Genomic DNA, 16,539 nt, shown 5'->3' with positions numbered 1-16,539 from the left:
GCCGTCGGGACGGTTCAAAGATCCCGTGGGTAATGTGACGCGTCACAACGGCGGCCCTGGGGAGGAGACACCGTGGCGCTGTCCTCCGAAGCCCGGTCCCTCGCGGCGCGATGCGAGCCCCGGGTCAACGAACTGGCCCGCCGGATGGCGCGCGAGTCGTTCGAGGAGCTGCCGGGCTACGCCGAGCTCCCGGACGACGTGAAGGACCTGGAGATAGCCGCCACCGCCCGCCACGGAGTGCGCCTTTTCCTGCGCCGCATCAATGACCGGCCCGGCAGCCACCGGGTCTTCCGGGAGCGGGCCGCGCAGCGCGCCGAGGAGGGCATGCCGCTGCACCTGCTGCTGCGTACGCACGCCCTGGGCGTCTACGTCCTGTGGCAGGCGCTGCGCGACGTGGCGCGGCCCGGTGAGGAGGCCGCCCTGGTCGAACTCGTGGACGTACTCCTGCAGTCGCACCCGGCCATCGTCGGGACCGTGGCCGAGACCTACCTGGACGAACGCTCGGCCCTGGAGGCCGAGCAGCGCGCCCAGCGCAGCTCCCTGGTCCGCGGCCTGCTCGACGGGATGGTCCCGCCCGGCCATGTGCTCCTCGACCAGCTGCGCCTCGCGGGGCCCGTCCTGGTCCTCGCGGTCGGCCTCGACGGAGCGCCCACCGAGGGTCCCGTGGCGGTACGGCGTCGGCTGCGGCGCGTGCAGACGGCCCTGGACCACGCCTTCGGGACGGAGGTGCTCGCGCTCCTCGACGCCGACGGCGGCCGGGTCATCGTCCCCAAGGAGTGCCGTCCCCCGGAAGATCTGCCGCGCCGCCTGAGCAGGGCCTGCGAGCTTCCGGTGCGGGTGGCTGCCGTGGACGCGGCGGGGCCCGAAGCCGTGACCGTCGCGGCCCGTACCGCGACGGAGATACTGCGCATCACGCGCGCGTGCGGGATGCCCCCGGGCCTGCACCGCATGGATGACGTCCTGCTCGAGTACCACCTCTCCCGCCGCAACGAGAGCAGCCACCTGATCTCCGCACTGCTCGACCCGGTCGCCGACCGCCCCGAGCTCCTGGAGACGCTGCGGGTCCACCTCGCCCATCAGCAGGAGCGCAGGGCCACCGCCGCCGCCCTCGGCCTGCACCCCAACACCGTCGACAACCGGCTCGCGAAGATCGGCGAACGGACCGGCATCGACCTGTCGGCACCGCGCGGCACGGCCCTGGCCATCGCGGCGCTGCTGCTCCGGGAGGCCGAGAGCGTCCCGTCAGCCGATGGACCGTCCGTACGCCCGTAGAGTGCGCAGCGCCTCGATGGTGACCATGGGGCGGGCCTCCAGGCCGGTGCCCGGCGCCCACTGCCGCCAGCGGATGGGCCAGCCGCCGTCGTCCTGTTGCTCCTGCTCCAGGTGGTCCAAGGAGAGCGCCATCTCCTCGTCGGTGAACCACGCGCGCGCGAGCGACTCGGGCGCCTTCGCGTAGTCGTACGCGAAGTGGTGCTCGCCCGGTGCGTAGCCCGGAGCGACCGGGTACGCGTCGAGGCGTCCGGGGTCGAGCGCCACGAGGAGCTGCTCCCGGGCGAGCCTGCCCAGACGGTCCGCGGCCGCCTCCGCGCGCGGGCGGTCCGGTGCCCCGTCGAGGAAGGCGACGGCCGCCTGGATCTCGTACGGATGTGACTTCTCGAGCGACTCGACGGCGGCCCAGCAGAAGTCGGTCGCCCGGAACAGCCAGGCGTGCCACACCTCGTTGCGGTGCAGCAGACCCACCACCGGACCGGTGGCGAGGAGCTCGCTCGGCGGGTCGTCCACGATCGGCACGAACGGGGCGCACGGATAGCCGCGCTGGCTGGGATGGACCGCCGGAAGGGCGCCGTCCGGCGTGGACACCGAGGTCAGATAGCGGCACACGCGCTCCACGCGCTGTCCGCCGCAGCGCCGGATCGAGTCGAGGACGCGCAGCGCGTGCCCGGTGTGCAGGGGCTGGCTGACGGGGCCGCGCAGATCGGGCTCGAGCGCGTGGCCGTACCCGCCGTCCTCGTTGCCGTAGGCGGCCAGGGCGGTCTCGACCGCGTCGGCGAACGGTTCGGCGCTGCCCGAGCCGCTCAGGAAGTGGTAGGCGAACCGCCGCTGCTCCAGTACGCGCGCGGTGAGCCAGACGAAGTGCTCGGCGCGGGCGACCGGTGAGGGCGCGGCATGCGGGGAAGCTCCGGTTTCGGCCATGCACAGACCGTAGGCCGGAAAGGGCCTTCGGGAAGCCCCCTGCGTCCGGCTGCACTCTCTAGGGCGCGATACTGGGGTCATGCGGTTGACGGTGTTCTGGGAGCGGATGGCCGACCACTTCGGGGCGGGGTACGCCGACTCCTTCGCGCGTGATCATGTGATGGCGGAGCTCGGCGGGCGCACCGTCCATCAGGCGCTGGACGCGGGCTGGGAGGCCAAGGACGTCTGGCGCGCGGTGTGCGGGGCGATGGACGTACCGGCTGAAAAGCGCTGACCCGGGACACTTCACAGCCCTCCGGCAGCCGTCACAGGCGCACGGAAGCGCGAAGACATGGGGGCGGCGGCTGATTGTCGGCGGCGTGGGCGAGACTTGCACCGTGGCATCGACAGACGAGACCGCGCAGGTCGCCCAGGACGTAGCTCCGCTCGGCACGGCGCCGCCCGCACAGCCCCCGAACGGGGCCCGGGCCGGGCGAGGTGCCAGCATGCCGCGCTGGCTGCCGCGTGCCATGGTGCTCGCCCTCGCGCTCTTCGCCTGTTTCCAGCTGGGCAGTTGGGCCTTCCACCAGCTGACCGGGCTGCTGATCAACGTCCTGATCGCGTTCTTCCTGGCGCTCGCGGTCGAGCCCGCGGTGAGCTGGATGGCCGCGAGGGGGCTGCGCAGGGGCTTCGCCACCTTCCTGGTCTTCCTCGGCGTCCTGGTCGCGAGCGCGGGCTTCATCACGCTGATGGGCTCGATGCTCGCGGGCCAGATCGTGGACATGGTCGAGGACTTCCCCGACTACCTCGACAAGGTCATCAGCTGGATCAACCAGACGTTCCACACAGACCTGTCCCGTGTCGAGATCCAGGACAGCCTGGTCCACTCCGACTGGCTCCAGAAGTACGTGCAGAACAGCGCCAGCGGCGTCCTGGACGTGTCGGCGCAGGTCCTTGGGGGCCTCTTCCAGCTCCTGACGGTCATGCTGTTCTCGTTCTACTTCGCGGCCGACGGGCCCCGGCTGCGGCGCGCGCTGTGCTCGGTGCTGCCGCCGGCCAAGCAGGCCGAGGTGCTGCGCGCCTGGGAGATCGCGGTCGACAAGACCGGCGGCTATCTCTACTCGCGCGGCCTGATGGCGCTGATCTCCGGAGTCGCGCACTACATCCTGCTGCAGTCCCTGGGCGTGCCGTACGCACCCGTGCTCGCGGTGTGGGTGGGCCTTGTCTCGCAGTTCATCCCCACCATCGGCACGTATCTGGCGGGCGCCCTGCCGATGCTGATCGCCTTCACGGTCGATCCCTGGTACGCGCTGTGGGTGCTGGTCTTCGTAGTGGTCTACCAGCAGTTCGAGAACTACGTACTGCAGCCCAAGCTCACCGCCAAGAGCGTGGACATCCACCCGGCGGTCGCCTTCGGGTCGGTCATCGCGGGCACCGCGCTCCTCGGCGCGGTCGGCGCGCTGATCTCCATCCCGGCGGTCGCGACACTGCAGGCCTTCCTGGGGGCGTACGTGAAGCGGTACGACGTCACGGACGACCCGCGCGTCCACGGACACCGGCGCAGGGGCGGAGCGCCTCTCCTGGCGCGCATGCGACGTGCCCTGCGCGGGCCGAACGAGCCGGGTGCGGCGTCGGAGGCGGAAGAGGAGGCGGGAGTGGGCCCGCAGGCGGGTCCGGACGAGCGTCAGCAGGCGAAGGGCGAGCGTCAGCAGGCGAAGGGCGAGCGTCCGTAGGCAAAGACCGCCCAGATCCCGGAGGCGAGAACGGCCGCCCCGTAGCAGCCGACGGCCGCCGTCATCACCCGCTTCCGTGTCCGCTCGCTCCAGGAGGTGCGGGACATCAGCCAGGCCAGGGCGGGCAGGACCAGGACGGCGTGCAGACTCACTCCGTGGAGCGGCTTGAGCGCCGCCGTGGAGTGATATGCCGACTCCTGGTGGCCGGTCCGGGTCAGGAACACCCCGCGCGCGATCATCGCGGCGCCCGACGCGAGGGCGACGAGCAGAACGGCGAAGCCGGCCCGGAGCGCGAGATCCATGCCCGTGGGCCCGGTGGGGCGGTGCCTGAAGGAAGCGATCGCGAACGCCGACAGCAGGACGACGAGGATGCCGCCGCCCACCGCGAGGGACAGGGACACCGCGGAGTCGAATCCGGTCTCCATGTTGAGATGCGACGGCACCTTGCGCCACGCCTGAAGCGTGATCCCGCCGACCTCCAGGACGCAGTCCGCGGCGAAGAGGACGAGCAGCGCGGTCCGGGTGCGGGCCCCCATCCGCAGATACGACGTCACCCAGGCGACGGCGATCAGGGTCAGGCCGAAGGAGAGCCCGAAGGTGACGGGCTTGCGCCAGGAGACGGGCCCCTCCCAGGGGCCGCCGTCGACGGCGAAGACCAGCAGGTGAGCGAGGCCCGAGAGGATCAGGGCGGCGCCGGTCAGATGGCTGACGCGTTCGGCCGGGCGCGCCGAGCGCCACAGGGCGGGCAGGGGAGACGTCCCCGTACGGCTTTCCATGAGGTCAAGCCTGGTGCGGAGCCGCCCGCCGGTCGTCGTCCGGCCGAAGGCAGCGGCCGTACGCCCGGGGGAGTAGCCGCGGGGCCTGCGAAGGCCGAGCACTGTCACCGAAAGCTGCTTCATTACCGAAAGCTGTTTCATTCTGGAGGCTCAGACCGACGAGAAGGAGGCAGCGATGATCGCGAGGGTGGCCGTGTGGGAGCCGATGCCGACTGACGACCGGGACTGGGTGCTGGATGCCACCGCCGCCGTGCCCGGCGTCCATGGCGCGTACCACCTCGTCGACCCCGCCACGGGCAACGGGCTGTCTGTCGCCTTCTTCGAGGACGAAGACGCAGCCCACGCCGCACGAAAGGCGATCGAGAAACGGGCCGAGGAGATCGGCTGGAACAACGCCCCGCACCCGGCACCCGTCTCCCAGACGATCTATGAGGTCGTCCGGCACGTGTAGCGCGGCAGGGAGCGTGCGCCCGAGATGCGATGGTGCGCCGCTGAGTCTTCGATGGCACTTCGGCGGCACTTCGGCGGCGCTTCGATGGCACAGGAGACTCTCGGTGGTGCCGCGTGGTGCGCTTGACACCAAATTCGAACATCCATTCTTATAGGGTGTCTGGCGGCGTTTTCCCGGGGATTTCGCGGGGGGATGCCCGGAGCTCCGGCCGGTTTCGGCGGGGCGATCGCCCCGAGTTATCCACAGGCTGGACGGCCGTCGGGGCGGATTGTCAGTGGCAGGCGCTAGCGTCATTGACGTGAAGCGATCGACACAAGCAAATCGGGTGGAACCCATGGCAGGAACCGACCGCGAGAAGGCGCTGGACGCCGCGCTCGCACAGATTGAACGGCAGTTCGGCAAGGGCGCGGTCATGCGCATGGGCGAGCGGCCGAACGACCCCATCGAGGTGATCCCCACCGGGTCGACCGCGCTCGACGTCGCGCTCGGCGTCGGCGGCATCCCGCGCGGTCGTGTGGTGGAGGTGTACGGACCGGAGTCCTCCGGTAAGACGACGCTGACGCTGCACGCCGTGGCCAACGCCCAGCGCGCGGGCGGCGCCGTCGCCTTCGTGGACGCCGAGCACGCCCTCGACCCCGAGTACGCGAAGAAGCTCGGCGTCGACATCGACAACCTGATCCTGTCCCAGCCGGACAACGGCGAGCAGGCTCTGGAGATCGTCGACATGCTGGTGCGCTCCGGCGCCCTCGACCTGATCGTCATCGACTCCGTCGCGGCTCTGGTGCCGCGCGCGGAGATCGAGGGCGAGATGGGCGACTCGCACGTGGGTCTGCAGGCCCGCCTGATGAGCCAGGCCCTCCGGAAGATCACCAGCGCGCTCAACCAGTCCAAGACCACCGCGATCTTCATCAACCAGCTCCGCGAGAAGATCGGCGTGATGTTCGGCTCCCCGGAGACCACGACCGGTGGCCGCGCGCTGAAGTTCTACGCCTCCGTGCGGCTCGACATCCGCCGCATCGAGACTCTCAAGGACGGCACCGACGCGGTCGGCAACCGCACTCGCGTCAAGGTCGTCAAGAACAAGGTCGCGCCGCCCTTCAAGCAGGCCGAGTTCGACATCCTCTACGGCCAGGGCATCAGCCGCGAGGGCGGCCTGATCGACATGGGCGTGGAGCACGGCTTCGTCCGCAAGGCGGGCGCCTGGTATACGTACGAGGGCGACCAGCTCGGCCAGGGCAAGGAGAACGCCCGTAACTTCCTGAAGGACAACCCCGATCTCGCCAACGAGATCGAGAAGAAGATCAAGGAGAAGCTGGGCGTCGGCGTGAAGCCGAAGCCGGAGGAGCCGGCCGCCGAGCCGGGCAAGGACGCGGCGGGCGCGGCCGAGGACGCCGCCAAGACGGTGCCCGCACCGGCGGCGAAGGCCACCAAGCCCAAGGCCGCAGCGGCCAAGAGCTGATCCGTGACACGGCGAACCGACTGGGCGGAGCACACCGTCCCCGAGCACCACACCGCCCCCGTGGGCCAGGGCTTCGCGGACGGTGCGGATCAGGGCGGCGCCGGCCAGGGTGGTGCGGGTACCGGCTCGCGCGACGGCGGCAGGAGCGGCGGCCGTCGTCGTCGGCGAGGCGGCTTCGGTGACGGCCGGGGTGACAGCCGGGGCGACGGCCAACAGGACAGCGGCCCCCCTTCCTCGTCGAGGGCCGAGAAGGGGGAGCCGCCGACGGGGGATCCGGCTGAGCGGGCGCGGGCGATCTGTCTGCGCCTGCTCACCGGAACCCCGCGTACGCGCAAGCAGCTCGCGGACGCCCTGCGCAAGCGGGAGATTCCCGAGGACGTGGCGGACGAAGTGCTGACCCGTTTCGAAGAGGTCGGGCTGATCAACGACGGTGCCTTCGCGGGCGCGTGGGTGGAGTCCCGGCACCACGGCCGGGGCCTGGCCCGGCGGGCGCTCGCGCAGGAGCTGCGGACGAAGGGCGTGGACGCCACGCTGATCGAGGAGGCCGTCGGACAGCTCGACTCGGAGCAGGAGGAGGCGACCGCACGCGAGCTGGTCGCCCGCAAGCTCCGCTCCACGCGAGGCCTCGACCGCGACAAGCGGCTGCGCAGGCTCGCGGGCATGCTCGCCCGCAAGGGCTACTCGGAAGGCCTCGCGCTGAGGATCGTCCGGCAGGCCCTGGAGGAAGAGGGCGAGGACGGGGAAGACCTCGGGTACGACGGGGGTTGAGCGACCAGGGCCCTCGCGGGGGTGGGGCTCAGGTCAGGGCCGGGCAGCGCGGTGCGAACCGCGGCCCGGCCCTTTCACGTACTCGCCCTCAACTCGCCTGCTGCTCCTGGGGGGTGGGGTTAACCCCCCACTGAAGACGCCGGTCCACCGCACTGCACAGCTCCCTGTGCACAGGAAACTGTGTACGCATGGCAAAGCAACCCGGCACGACCGGCTCCGCGCCGGAAGGTGGGGCGGAGCCCGCATCGGACGGCGCGACCGGCGCGGCCCTGCAGGGCGGGACCGAAGCCGTCCCGGAGGGCGGGACTGACGCGGTCCCCGGAGACGAGCCCGAACTCGACGCAGCGCCCGAAGGCGAGCCCCAAGCAGCCCCCCAGCGCGCGGCAGCGCACCACGCCCCCGAAGAGCTTCGCGATCTCCGTGTGCTCAAGGCGCTCGCGCAGCCCCGGCGGCAGCAGATGTTGCAGCACCTCACCGTGCACGGTCCCGCCACCTCCGCGACCCTCGCCAGGGACCTCGGCCTGAACACCGGGGCCACCAGTTACCACCTGCGTGAACTCGCCCGCTACGGCTTCGTCGAGGAGACCGGGGGCGCGGGGCACGGCCGTGAGCGCTGGTGGCGTGCGGTCCCCGGCGATCGGCGCTTTCCGCCGCGCAGCAGGCAGAACGCCGAGACGCGGCTCGTCATGGACGAGTTGAACCACCTCTCGTACGCCGCCGACCTGGAGCTCTTCGAGCAGTTGCAGCGGGACGGCGGCCCCGAACTCGGCGAGTGGGCCGACGCGTTCCCGTACTCGCGCGGCACGATCCGGCTGACTCTGCCCGAACTCCGCGACTTCTTCGAGGAGTACATCGCCCTGCTCAACCGCTACAAGCGCCCCGACGCCGAAACGCCGGCCGACGCGCGCACCGTGCTCACCCGGCTCCTGGCCTTCCCGGCACCCGAACTCCCGGACGAGCCCGCCCACCCCTCCGCACCCGATGCACCCTCCGCACCCGACGCACCCGGTACACCCGATGCACCCTCCACGCCTGATGCACCCTCCACACCCGACGCCACCGAACCCGAGGCCACATCATGATGCTGCGCTACGCACTGCAGACCGTCCGAGCCCGCAAGGGCGGATTCCTCGGTGCCTTCCTCGCGCTGATGTGCGCCGCCGCGCTCATCACGGCTTGCGGCACCCTCCTGGAGACGGGCCTGCGGGGCACCGTCCGGACCGAGCGCTATGCCGCGGCCCCCTTGGTCGTCTCCGCCGACCAGAACGTCCACCAGACCACGGTCAAGCACAAGAAGGGCAAGACCAAGGTCAAGCACAAGGCCAAGCCGATCGCCGAACGGGCCTGGCTGCCGGACGACATCGAGCGCAAGCTCCGGGGCACTCCCGGTGTCCACGAGGTCGTTCCCGAACTCACCTTCCTCGCCGAGCCGTTGACGCGCACGTCCGGCGACCACTCCGACAAGCCCGTGTACGGTCACTCGTGGCGATCGGCCGCACTCACTCCCTTCCGTCTCGTCGAGGGCAAGGCCCCACGCGCCGCCGGCGACCTCGTCATCGACCGCGACCTCGCCGACCGCGCCCGCCTCGAGCCGGGAGACCGGCTCACCGTCCAGTCGACACAGGCACCGCGCACCTACCGGATCACCGGAGTCGCGGCCCCCGCCCAGGGCGCGCTCGCCCACCAGACGTCGCTCTTCTTCTCCACCGGCGAGGCCGAGCGGCTCGCCGCCCACCCGGGACAGGTCACCGCCTTCGGCGTCGTACCCGCCAAGGGGACCGACACGGGAGACCTCAAGGTGGCGGTCACCCACGCGCTCAGCGGAACGAAGGCGCAGGTCAGCGCCGGAGACGACCGCGGTCCCGTCGAATTCCTCGACGCGGCGAGCGCCCGCGTCAAGCTGGTCAGCATGGGCGGCGCGATGGGCGGCACATCCCTCCTCGTCGCCATCCTCGTGGTCGTCGGCACCTTCGCCCTCTCCGTGCAGCAGCGCCACCGCGAGCTCGCCCTGCTCCGCGCCATCGCCGCCACCCCCAAGCAGATCCGGCGGCTCCTCGGCCGCGAGGCCCTGATCGTCGGCGCGGCCGCAGGCATCCTCGGCTCGCTCGCCGGAATCCCGCTCGGCGGCAGGCTGCACGGCCGGTTCGTGGAGCTGGGCGCGATCCCCGCCACGCTGGAGCGTTCCGTGAGCTTCTTCCCGCCCATGGCAGCCATGGGCGCGACGCTCTTCGGGGCCTGGGCAGCCGCCCGCGTCTCGGCCCGCCGCATCGCCAGGATCCGCCCGGCGCAGGCACTCGCCGAAGCACGCGTCGAGCGCTCCGGGCTGCCGTGGAGCCGCGTCGTCGCGGGGCTCGTGATCCTCGCCGGAGGCGTCGTACTGGTCGCCCTGCTCAGCGTTCTGCGCACCGAGCCCGCGTCGACTCCCGTGACGTTCCTGGCCGTTGTGGTCCTCTCCTGCGCCATCGCGCTCCTCGGCCCGCTCCTGGTCAAGGCGGCGGCCGCCCTGATCCGCGGCCCGCTGCGGCTCTCCGGTCCGGGCGGCCGCCTCGCGCACGCCAACCTCCGGGGCAACGCCGCCAGGATGGCGGCCGCCGTCACCCCGCTCGCCCTCCTCACCGGCATGACCTGCACCGTCCTGTTCGTCCAGCCCACCCTCGGCGACGCGGCCCGCGCGCAGGCCCGCGAGGGCATCCGCGCCGACTGGGTCCTGGCGGCACAGGGGCCCGGCGTCCCGGCCCAGGCCGCGCAGAAGCTGCGTACGACCGAAGGCGTCGAGGCCGCCACCGAAGTAGTCCGCACCACCGTGCGCGTAGGCCTCGACAAGTACCCGGCGCAGGGCGTCAGTACGGCCGGTCTCACCCGCACCTGGGACCCGGACGTCACCGCCGGAACCCTGAAGGGTTTCGGCAAGGACAGCGTCGCCGTCAGTGAACTGGCCGCGGACCAGCTCGACTTGAAGCCCGGAAGCACCCTGAAGCTCACGCTCGGCGACGGCACGAAGACCGAGCTCAAGGTCGGTGCCGTGTACGCGCGCGGGCTCGGGTTCGGCGATCTGACCATGGCGCACGACCTGGTCGCCCGCCACGTCGACAACCCGCTCGCCGCCACAGTCCTGATCAAGAGCGACCGTACACAGGAACAACTCGCGGCAGGGGTCCGGAAGTTCCCGGGCGTGCAGGTCCTCGCACCGACCGAGGCCGACAACCTCCAGGCCGAACGCCAGCAGGCGAACGCCGAGGTGAACTACCTCGCCATGGGCCTGATCCTGGCTTTCACCGCGATCGCCGTGGTCAACACCCTGGCCATGTCGGTCTCCGAACGCGTCCGCGAGTTCGCGATGCTGCGCCTCGCCGGCGCGAGCCGCCGCCAGGTCCTGCGCATGCTGCGCACCGAAGCACTGTCCGTGCTGCTCATCGGCACTGCCCTCGGCAGCGGCATCGCCCTCGCCGTCCTGACGGCCTTCAGCATCGGCATGACGGGCAGCGCGGCGCCCTCGGTCGCACCCTTGGTGTACGTCTCCGTGGTGGCCCTCGCGGCACTGCTCGCCCTCACCGCGACCGGGCTCCCCGGCCGCGTCGCCCTGAGGCCGCGCCCCGTGACGGTGGCCACGGCCAAGGAATGAGCGTCACCGCTCGACGGGAAGCCCGGCCGCCTTCCACGCCTGGAACCCGCCGATGAGATCGGTGGCGTGCCGCAGCCCCAACTGCCGCAAGGAGACGGCCGCCAGGCTCGACGCGTAGCCCTCGTTGCAGACCACGACGAGCCCCCCGCCGGGCCCCCCCGGCCGCGGGCCGCGGCCCCGTACCTCCCCCCCGAGGCGGCGGGGCGCCGCTGTGGTGGTGTGGGCCTGCGCTGCCGTGGTCAGCGGCAGTTGACCCACTTGTTGGAGAGGATCTTCAGCTTGTGGTTGGCGTTGCCCTTCTCGCCGCGGGGCTGCGTGCCGATGTACTTCGTGTAGTTCTTGCCCGCGTAGAGGGCCACGTCGCACTTGCGGCCGTTGTTGTAGCCGGACCAGGAGCCGCCCGCGAACACGGCGAACCTGGACAGGTCCTTGTTGTTGTACTGGACCTTCTGCATCCGCCCGGTGAAGTTCTTGCCGGACCAGACGCACAGCCAGCCCTTGGGGCAGTCCGACGCGCCCTTGGCCTCGACGCCGGCCGGAGCCGCGCCGCCCCCTGTGCTCGCCATCGCCACGCCGCTCGCCGAGCCGCCCATGAGGGCGAGCGAGGCGATGCCGATGCCGACGGTCCTGCGCGTTGCCGTGATGTTCATGTCTTCCCCCGAAGAATTCACGGTGATGTGGAGGGCGGCGCGGGGTGGACCGCGCCGCCCGTTGTGCACTGATGACGATGCGGGACGGCGGGTGCGGACCGCCAGATCCGCCGGTGCGATCAGGCACGCGCGGGACGTCCCGGGCGCTGACCTGCGGGTCCCTGGTGCGTGGGACGGCTTGCGCGGGACGGCTGAGACCGGCCGGATTCGGCAGGACGCCGGAACTGCCGCCGAGCGTTCGGGCATCCTCTACTTCAGGGACTGAAGGACATGGGGTGGAACATGTCTCGATGGAAGGAGCTGCCCGACTCGCTTGACCCGCGGGTGCGGCAGTTCGTCGTAAGGCTGCGCAGGCTCAAGGACCACAGCGGTCTTGGCCTGGCGGCGTTGGCGTCCCGGACGGGGTACAGCCGTTCGTCCTGGGACAGGTATCTCAACGGCAGGTCACTGCCTCCCGCGGAGGCGGTCGAGGCGCTCGCGCGGGCCTGCGACACCGAACCGGCGCCGCTCCTTGCGCTGCGTGAAGTGGCCGCGGAGGGCCGGGAGTCGGACGTCGAGACGGGCGCCCCGGTGGGGGAGAGCACCCCGGCCGCGGCTGCCGTGCGCCGCCCGGTGCCCTGGCTCGCGATCGTGCTGTCGAGCGTGTGCACGGCGCTGGTGATGCTCGCCGTGTTCGCGCTGCTCGCACCCTGGGAGGAGGAGAGCGACGCCAAGGGGGACGACAAGCCGTTCACGGGTGAAGCCCACCCGGAATTCGGCGAGTTCGAGTACAAGCCGGGCAAGACCTATGAGTGCGAGGTGCGGCGCGACGACAACGGCCTGCTGTACGCGGGCTACAGCCGCACGCGCACGGAACTGATCGAGCGGTTGTCCACCCGGTGGTCCGTGGTGGAGGCGCAGTGCCTCCTGGAGCACCGCGAGGCATCGCCCGGAGTCGCCGACGGCGCGTTCGGCAACAACACCGAGCGCGCGGTGAAGCGGATCCAGGACAAGGCGAACATCGCGGTCGACGGCAAGATCGGCCCCGACACGTGGAAGGTGCTGCGCAAGTGACCAGCCAGGAACGGCCGTCGGAGTGTGTACGTCTCGCCGAGGCGCTCCGCGAACTGCGGGCGGCCGCGGGGCTGAGCCTGGCCGCACTCGCGGCGAAGACGCCGTACAGCAAGTCGTCGTGGGAGCGCTACCTCAACGGCAAGACGCTGCCGCCCCGGCAGGCCGTCGAGGAGCTGTGCGTCCTCGCGGGCGAGCGGCAGGACAGGCCGCTCGCCCTGTGGGGCCTCGCGGAGTCCGCGTGGAGCGGCCGCGCCGGCGTGGGCGCGGCGGGGCCCGCCGGAGCGCGGCGCGAGGAGCCGCGTGACGTGGCCGACGCGCCCACGCCGGAGGCCGACGGTGAGCCGGGCCCCGCCGAGCGCGGGCGCTGGCGCTCCACCGGATTCCTCGCCGGGACGCTCGGCGGTCTCGCCGCCGTCGCGGCAGGGGTGCTCCTGGTCGTCTGGGGCTTCGGCGGCAGTGGCACGGACGCGGAGGGCGCGCCGACCAGCGTCAACTCGGGCCCCGCACCCGGCTGTTCGGGCGACTCCTGCACCGGCAAGGACGCGGAGGCCACCCGCTGCTCCGGCGCGGCGAACCCGCCCGGCACGCTGGCCGAGCACCGCTTCGGCGGCGGCACGGTCGTCAAGGTGCGGCGCTCCGTGGAGTGCGGGGCGGTGTGGGCCCGGATCGACCGGGGGCGGGTGGGCGACCGGGTCGAGATCGTCGCGCCGGGCATCGGCACCCAGCAGACCGAGGTGCGGGACCGGTTCGACGAGGAGGGTTCGCTGCCGACGCCGATGGCCGCCGCGCGGCGTGACGAGCTGGCGGATGTGCGGGGCTGCCTGGTGCGGGACGGTGAGCGGCAGTGCTTCGGAGCCGGCGGGAAGACCGGGGATGCGGGGAAGTAGCCCATCGGGAAACGCCCGGGAAACAAGACGGCGCCCGTCCTCTCCCCCGTGGGAGGACGGGCGCCGCCGGTCTGTGGGGGCCGCTTTCAACGAGTTCCAGCGTCATGCCCGCGCCAATTCTGTTCAAGGGATGCCTTGCCCCTGTGGCACGGAGGTGACCATTCCGCAACGGTGTGCGAAGCCCGCAACAGGTGCCGACCGGGTGCGGAGGGAACCACTTCGGGCCGTCCGACCGTCATGTGGGCAAACTGGGCACATGCTGGGGGTGAAGCATGAGTGCTGCCTGGCGGCCGCTGCCGGAGGGACTTCCCCCGGAAGTGCGGCACTTCGTGGAACAGCTGAGGCTGCTCAAGGACCGCACCGGCCTGAGCCTGGTCGCGCTCGGCAAGGAGACCGCGTACAGCAAATCCTCCTGGCAGCGCTACCTCAACGCACAGCAGCCACCGCCCCGCCGGGCGGTCACGGCGCTGTGCGAGGTGGCGAAGGAGGACAGCGAACGGGTCTGCGCACGCTGGGAGTTGGCGGTGCGCGTGTGGCCGCGGGGTGCGGCGGGGGGCGCGGATCCAGCCCCGCGCGTCGTGCTGAGCAAGGAGGGCAAGCGCGCGAAGCCGCGCAGGCGCGCCGCGTGGACCTGGCGTTCCATCGCCGGTCTCACCGCGTTCCTCATCCTCATGGTGCTGCTGGAAGGCCTCCTGAGGAATCTCATGAGCTAGGGCCGCCATGCGGTGGCGGCCCTGGTCGGGGGTGCGGGTAGAGCCGGGGGTCAGCCACGCCAGTTGTACGCGGCCTTCTTCCACTCGCCGTCGATCTTCACGTAGTACGTGCTGCCGAGGCGCTTGAAGGTGACGTCATGCTTGTAGCCGCTGTACGTGACGCGGCCGTTGTAGCCCGGGCCGTCCAGATAGTCGTCCGCGACGCCGAACGTCTCCTTGCCGGCGATCCCGTCGACGTCCTCCACGTCCTCGCGCTGCTGCCACCACTTGGTGGCCGACTCGGTCTTCCGGCCGAAGCTGCCGTCGATGTCCCACTTCTTGAACGTGTGCCGGTTGCCGTCGCTGTCCTTCCACTTCGCCCCGTCCGCGTACAGGACGGTCTGCCAGAGCCGCGTGGCGTTGCTGTTCGCGTGGCTGTGGCGGGAGAGGTCGCCCTCGTCGCCCCAGTCGTTGTACGCGGCACCCTTGCCGTCGATGACGTGCGGACCGCTCGCCTGCGCGAGCGATGCCGTGCCCCCGAGCGCGAGCGCGGCCCCCGCCGTCACGGCGACGGCCGAGCCGAGCAGCCGCTTCGACCTGCCCTTGCTGATGCGCATCTGATCCCCCTAGGTGGTGCGTTGACCCCTCCGATGCTGCCTCCGGCCCGCCGTTCATAAAAGGTTCAACAGGTGCATTCGGGATGCTTTGGGACGTCCCGGGCCGCTAGCTGGGGTTCCGCATTGTGATGCGGGACAGCGGTGGGACACTGGACGTCGGCCCGCGAGGAGTGCGACGGTGCACGCCAGTGGCCCGAATGCTCCCGTGCGCCCCCAGTCTGGGAACTGACATCCTGACTTCTGGCATCCCTCTGGGTAGTCCATGACAGGGGTGGCGGGGGCTGCTCCTTGGCAGGGCAGGGGGCTTCACGCGCGGGGGCAAGTAGGCACGTACGGGGGGAATAGGGGGAGTAATGCCTCGTTGGAAGGCGCTACCGGATGAGCTTGATCCGGAGGTCAGGGAGTTCGCCAATCAGCTGCGCAGGCTCGTCGACCGCAGTGGTCTGAGCATTGCCGCGGTGTCGGACCGCACCGGGTACAGCAAGACGTCGTGGGAGCGCTATCTGAACGGGCGGCTGCTCGCCCCGAAGGGTGCGATCGTCGCGTTGGCCGAGGTGACGGGCACCAACCCCGTGCACCTCATCACCATGTGGGAGCTCGCGGAGCGCGCCTGGAGCCGCTCCGAGATGCGCCACGACATGACCATGCAGGCCATCCGGATCTCCCAGGCGCGGGCCGCGCTCGGGGAGCTGGGGCCGAACCCGCCCAAGGGCAAGGGCAAGGGCGGTACGGGCACGGCGCGGGGCGGCTCGGCGGGCGGCACAGGCACCGATGTCGACGCCGGTGGCCGCGGCGGCCGGAGCATGACGGGGGTCGCGGGCCCGGCGGGCGTCGCGCCCACGGCGCCTCCGCAGGCCTCGCCGTCCGGCGCGGGCGTGGGAGCGGGCGTGGGAGCCGGTGCGTACGGGGCTGCTTCCTCGTACGGCGTCGGGGACGGCGGCCGGGGGCCCGTCGTCGCGCCGCCCGGTACGCAGGAGCCGCGCCGTGGCGGTGGCTCGCCCGACGGGCAGCGGCGGCGCAGGAAGCTGACGATGTTCCTCGCGGGGACGGTCGGCGCGCTCGTGGTCATAGCCGCGGTCTTCTTCCTGACGGACTTCGGCAAGGGCGACAAGGACGACGAGGGCGCGAAGCCGCCGGCCTCGCCGACCACGAGTGACACGGATCTGCCCGCGGGCGTCGAGTGCAGCGGCAAGAGCTGCACCGGCAAGGACCCGGAGACGATGGGCTGCGGCGGCGAACTGGCCAGGACGACGACGCGCGCGACGGTCGGCAAGGCGCTGATCGAGGTCCGCTACAGCAAGGCCTGCGGGGCGGCTTGGGCGCGGATCACGCAGGCGGCGGTGGGGGACAAGGTGACGATCTCCGCCGGCTCGGGCGCCAAGCAGGCGGGGACCGTGAACGCGGACTTCGACGCGTACACGCCGATGACGGCGGTGAAGGACGGGGCGTCGGCGGAGGCGTGCGCGACGTTGAAGTCGGGCGTCACCGGCTGCACGAAGTAGGCGGACACGACGAGGCGGACGGGCTGCCGGGTAATCGGGTGGGTGGGCGGGAAAAGTCCGCTGGGTGGGCGGGAAAAGTGCGCCGAGCAGAGGCGGCGCGGAGACCCAACGAACGGATCACCCGCGCCCCCGGCGCGACCCCACCCCCCCCCCCCCA

General features: G+C 71.6%; 16 protein-coding genes and 1 pseudogene. 12 read left to right on the top strand and 5 right to left on the bottom strand.

The genetic code is table 11. From position 1 onward, the window contains the following. Positions 1 to 72: 72 nt before the first annotated feature. A complete protein-coding gene (locus ACFWY6_RS11650; protein ID WP_384688001.1) occupies positions 73 to 1,272 on the top strand; it encodes a PucR family transcriptional regulator in 1,200 nt (399 codons plus the stop codon). Here the strand turns inward: ACFWY6_RS11650 and ACFWY6_RS11645 are convergent. After that, on the bottom strand, positions 1,243 to 2,193 hold the full coding sequence (locus ACFWY6_RS11645; protein WP_384687999.1) for a hypothetical protein: 951 nt from the start codon (positions 2,191 to 2,193) through the stop codon (positions 1,243 to 1,245). The genes ACFWY6_RS11650 and ACFWY6_RS11645 overlap by 30 nt on opposite strands. Before the next feature lie 79 nt (positions 2,194 to 2,272). On the opposite strand from ACFWY6_RS11645, the gene ACFWY6_RS11640 reads away from it, so the two are divergent. After that, on the top strand, positions 2,273 to 2,467 hold the full coding sequence (locus tag ACFWY6_RS11640) for a DUF3046 domain-containing protein (protein ID WP_361816589.1): 195 nt from the start codon (positions 2,273 to 2,275) through the stop codon (positions 2,465 to 2,467). A gap of 103 nt (positions 2,468 to 2,570) precedes the next feature. Continuing rightward, complete coding sequence (locus tag ACFWY6_RS11635) at positions 2,571 to 3,905, top strand: AI-2E family transporter (RefSeq protein ID WP_384687997.1); 1,335 nt, start codon at positions 2,571 to 2,573, stop codon at positions 3,903 to 3,905. On the opposite strand, the gene ACFWY6_RS11630 is transcribed toward ACFWY6_RS11635, so the two are convergent. Further along, positions 3,878 to 4,681: a hypothetical protein gene (locus tag ACFWY6_RS11630; protein ID WP_384688023.1), complete on the bottom strand. Its 804-nt coding sequence runs from the start codon at positions 4,679 to 4,681 to the stop codon at positions 3,878 to 3,880. The genes ACFWY6_RS11635 and ACFWY6_RS11630 overlap by 28 nt on opposite strands. 175 nt (positions 4,682 to 4,856) lie before the next feature. On the opposite strand from ACFWY6_RS11630, the gene ACFWY6_RS11625 reads away from it, so the two are divergent. The 5 genes from ACFWY6_RS11625 (at position 4,857) to ACFWY6_RS11605 (ending at position 10,981) form a co-directional block, all read left to right on the top strand. Next, positions 4,857 to 5,132 (top strand): hypothetical protein, encoded by a 276-nt coding sequence (locus tag ACFWY6_RS11625; protein WP_384687995.1) that lies wholly within the window; start codon positions 4,857 to 4,859, stop codon positions 5,130 to 5,132. Between the two features lie 334 nt (positions 5,133 to 5,466). Next, positions 5,467 to 6,591: a recombinase RecA gene (gene recA / locus ACFWY6_RS11620; RefSeq protein ID WP_266871258.1), complete on the top strand. Its 1,125-nt coding sequence runs from the start codon at positions 5,467 to 5,469 to the stop codon at positions 6,589 to 6,591. Positions 6,592 to 6,594: 3 nt separating this feature from the next. Then, positions 6,595 to 7,359 (top strand): recombination regulator RecX, encoded by a 765-nt coding sequence (gene recX / locus ACFWY6_RS11615; protein ID WP_384687994.1) that lies wholly within the window; start codon positions 6,595 to 6,597, stop codon positions 7,357 to 7,359. Between the two features lie 188 nt (positions 7,360 to 7,547). Then, entirely contained in the window at positions 7,548 to 8,441 is an 894-nt protein-coding gene (locus ACFWY6_RS11610) for a helix-turn-helix domain-containing protein (protein ID WP_384687992.1), read from the top strand. Next, positions 8,438 to 10,981, top strand: a complete 2,544-nt coding sequence (locus ACFWY6_RS11605) for an FtsX-like permease family protein (protein ID WP_384687990.1) — start codon at positions 8,438 to 8,440, stop codon at positions 10,979 to 10,981. Before ACFWY6_RS11610 ends, ACFWY6_RS11605 begins: the two co-directional genes overlap by 4 nt. Before the next feature lie 3 nt (positions 10,982 to 10,984). On the opposite strand, the pseudogene ACFWY6_RS11600 reads toward ACFWY6_RS11605, so the two are convergent. Continuing rightward, positions 10,985 to 11,122, bottom strand: a pseudogene (locus tag ACFWY6_RS11600) (rhodanese-like domain-containing protein); the annotation flags it as partial. A 98-nt stretch (positions 11,123 to 11,220) separates the two neighbouring features. Continuing rightward, entirely contained in the window at positions 11,221 to 11,631 is a 411-nt protein-coding gene (locus tag ACFWY6_RS11595; protein ID WP_266870137.1) for a peptidase inhibitor family I36 protein, read from the bottom strand. Positions 11,632 to 11,913: 282 nt separating this feature from the next. Here ACFWY6_RS11595 and ACFWY6_RS11590 point away from each other — a divergent pair, with 282 nt between their 5' ends. The 3 genes from ACFWY6_RS11590 to ACFWY6_RS11580 all read left to right on the top strand — a co-directional run bounded on the left by ACFWY6_RS11590 (position 11,914) and on the right by ACFWY6_RS11580 (position 14,284). Beyond that, complete coding sequence (locus tag ACFWY6_RS11590; RefSeq protein ID WP_384687989.1) at positions 11,914 to 12,684, top strand: helix-turn-helix domain-containing protein; 771 nt, start codon at positions 11,914 to 11,916, stop codon at positions 12,682 to 12,684. After that, positions 12,681 to 13,571, top strand: coding sequence for a helix-turn-helix domain-containing protein (locus tag ACFWY6_RS11585; protein ID WP_384687987.1), 891 nt, complete (start codon positions 12,681 to 12,683; stop codon positions 13,569 to 13,571). Before ACFWY6_RS11590 ends, ACFWY6_RS11585 begins: the two co-directional genes overlap by 4 nt. Positions 13,572 to 13,843: 272 nt before the next feature. Next, a complete protein-coding gene (locus ACFWY6_RS11580) occupies positions 13,844 to 14,284 on the top strand; it encodes a helix-turn-helix domain-containing protein (RefSeq protein ID WP_384687986.1) in 441 nt (146 codons plus the stop codon). A 50-nt stretch (positions 14,285 to 14,334) separates the two neighbouring features. Here the strand turns inward: ACFWY6_RS11580 and ACFWY6_RS11575 are convergent, their stop codons facing one another. Next, the gene (locus ACFWY6_RS11575; RefSeq protein ID WP_384687985.1) at positions 14,335 to 14,880 is read right to left on the bottom strand and encodes a peptidoglycan-binding protein; all 546 of its coding nucleotides are present in this window, start codon (positions 14,878 to 14,880) and stop codon (positions 14,335 to 14,337) included. Positions 14,881 to 15,233: 353 nt separating this feature from the next. Between ACFWY6_RS11575 and ACFWY6_RS11570 the strand changes: the two genes are divergently transcribed. Continuing rightward, a complete protein-coding gene (locus ACFWY6_RS11570; protein ID WP_384687984.1) occupies positions 15,234 to 16,382 on the top strand; it encodes a DUF2690 domain-containing protein in 1,149 nt (382 codons plus the stop codon). Positions 16,383 to 16,539: the final 157 nt, after the last annotated feature.

Origin of the sequence: Streptomyces sp. NPDC059037 (assembly GCF_042740015.1) — a bacterium.
GTDB lineage: Bacteria > Actinomycetota > Actinomycetes > Streptomycetales > Streptomycetaceae > Streptomyces.
Note: the sequence above shows the minus strand (reverse complement) of the source record. Positions and strands in the feature narration are given on the sequence as shown.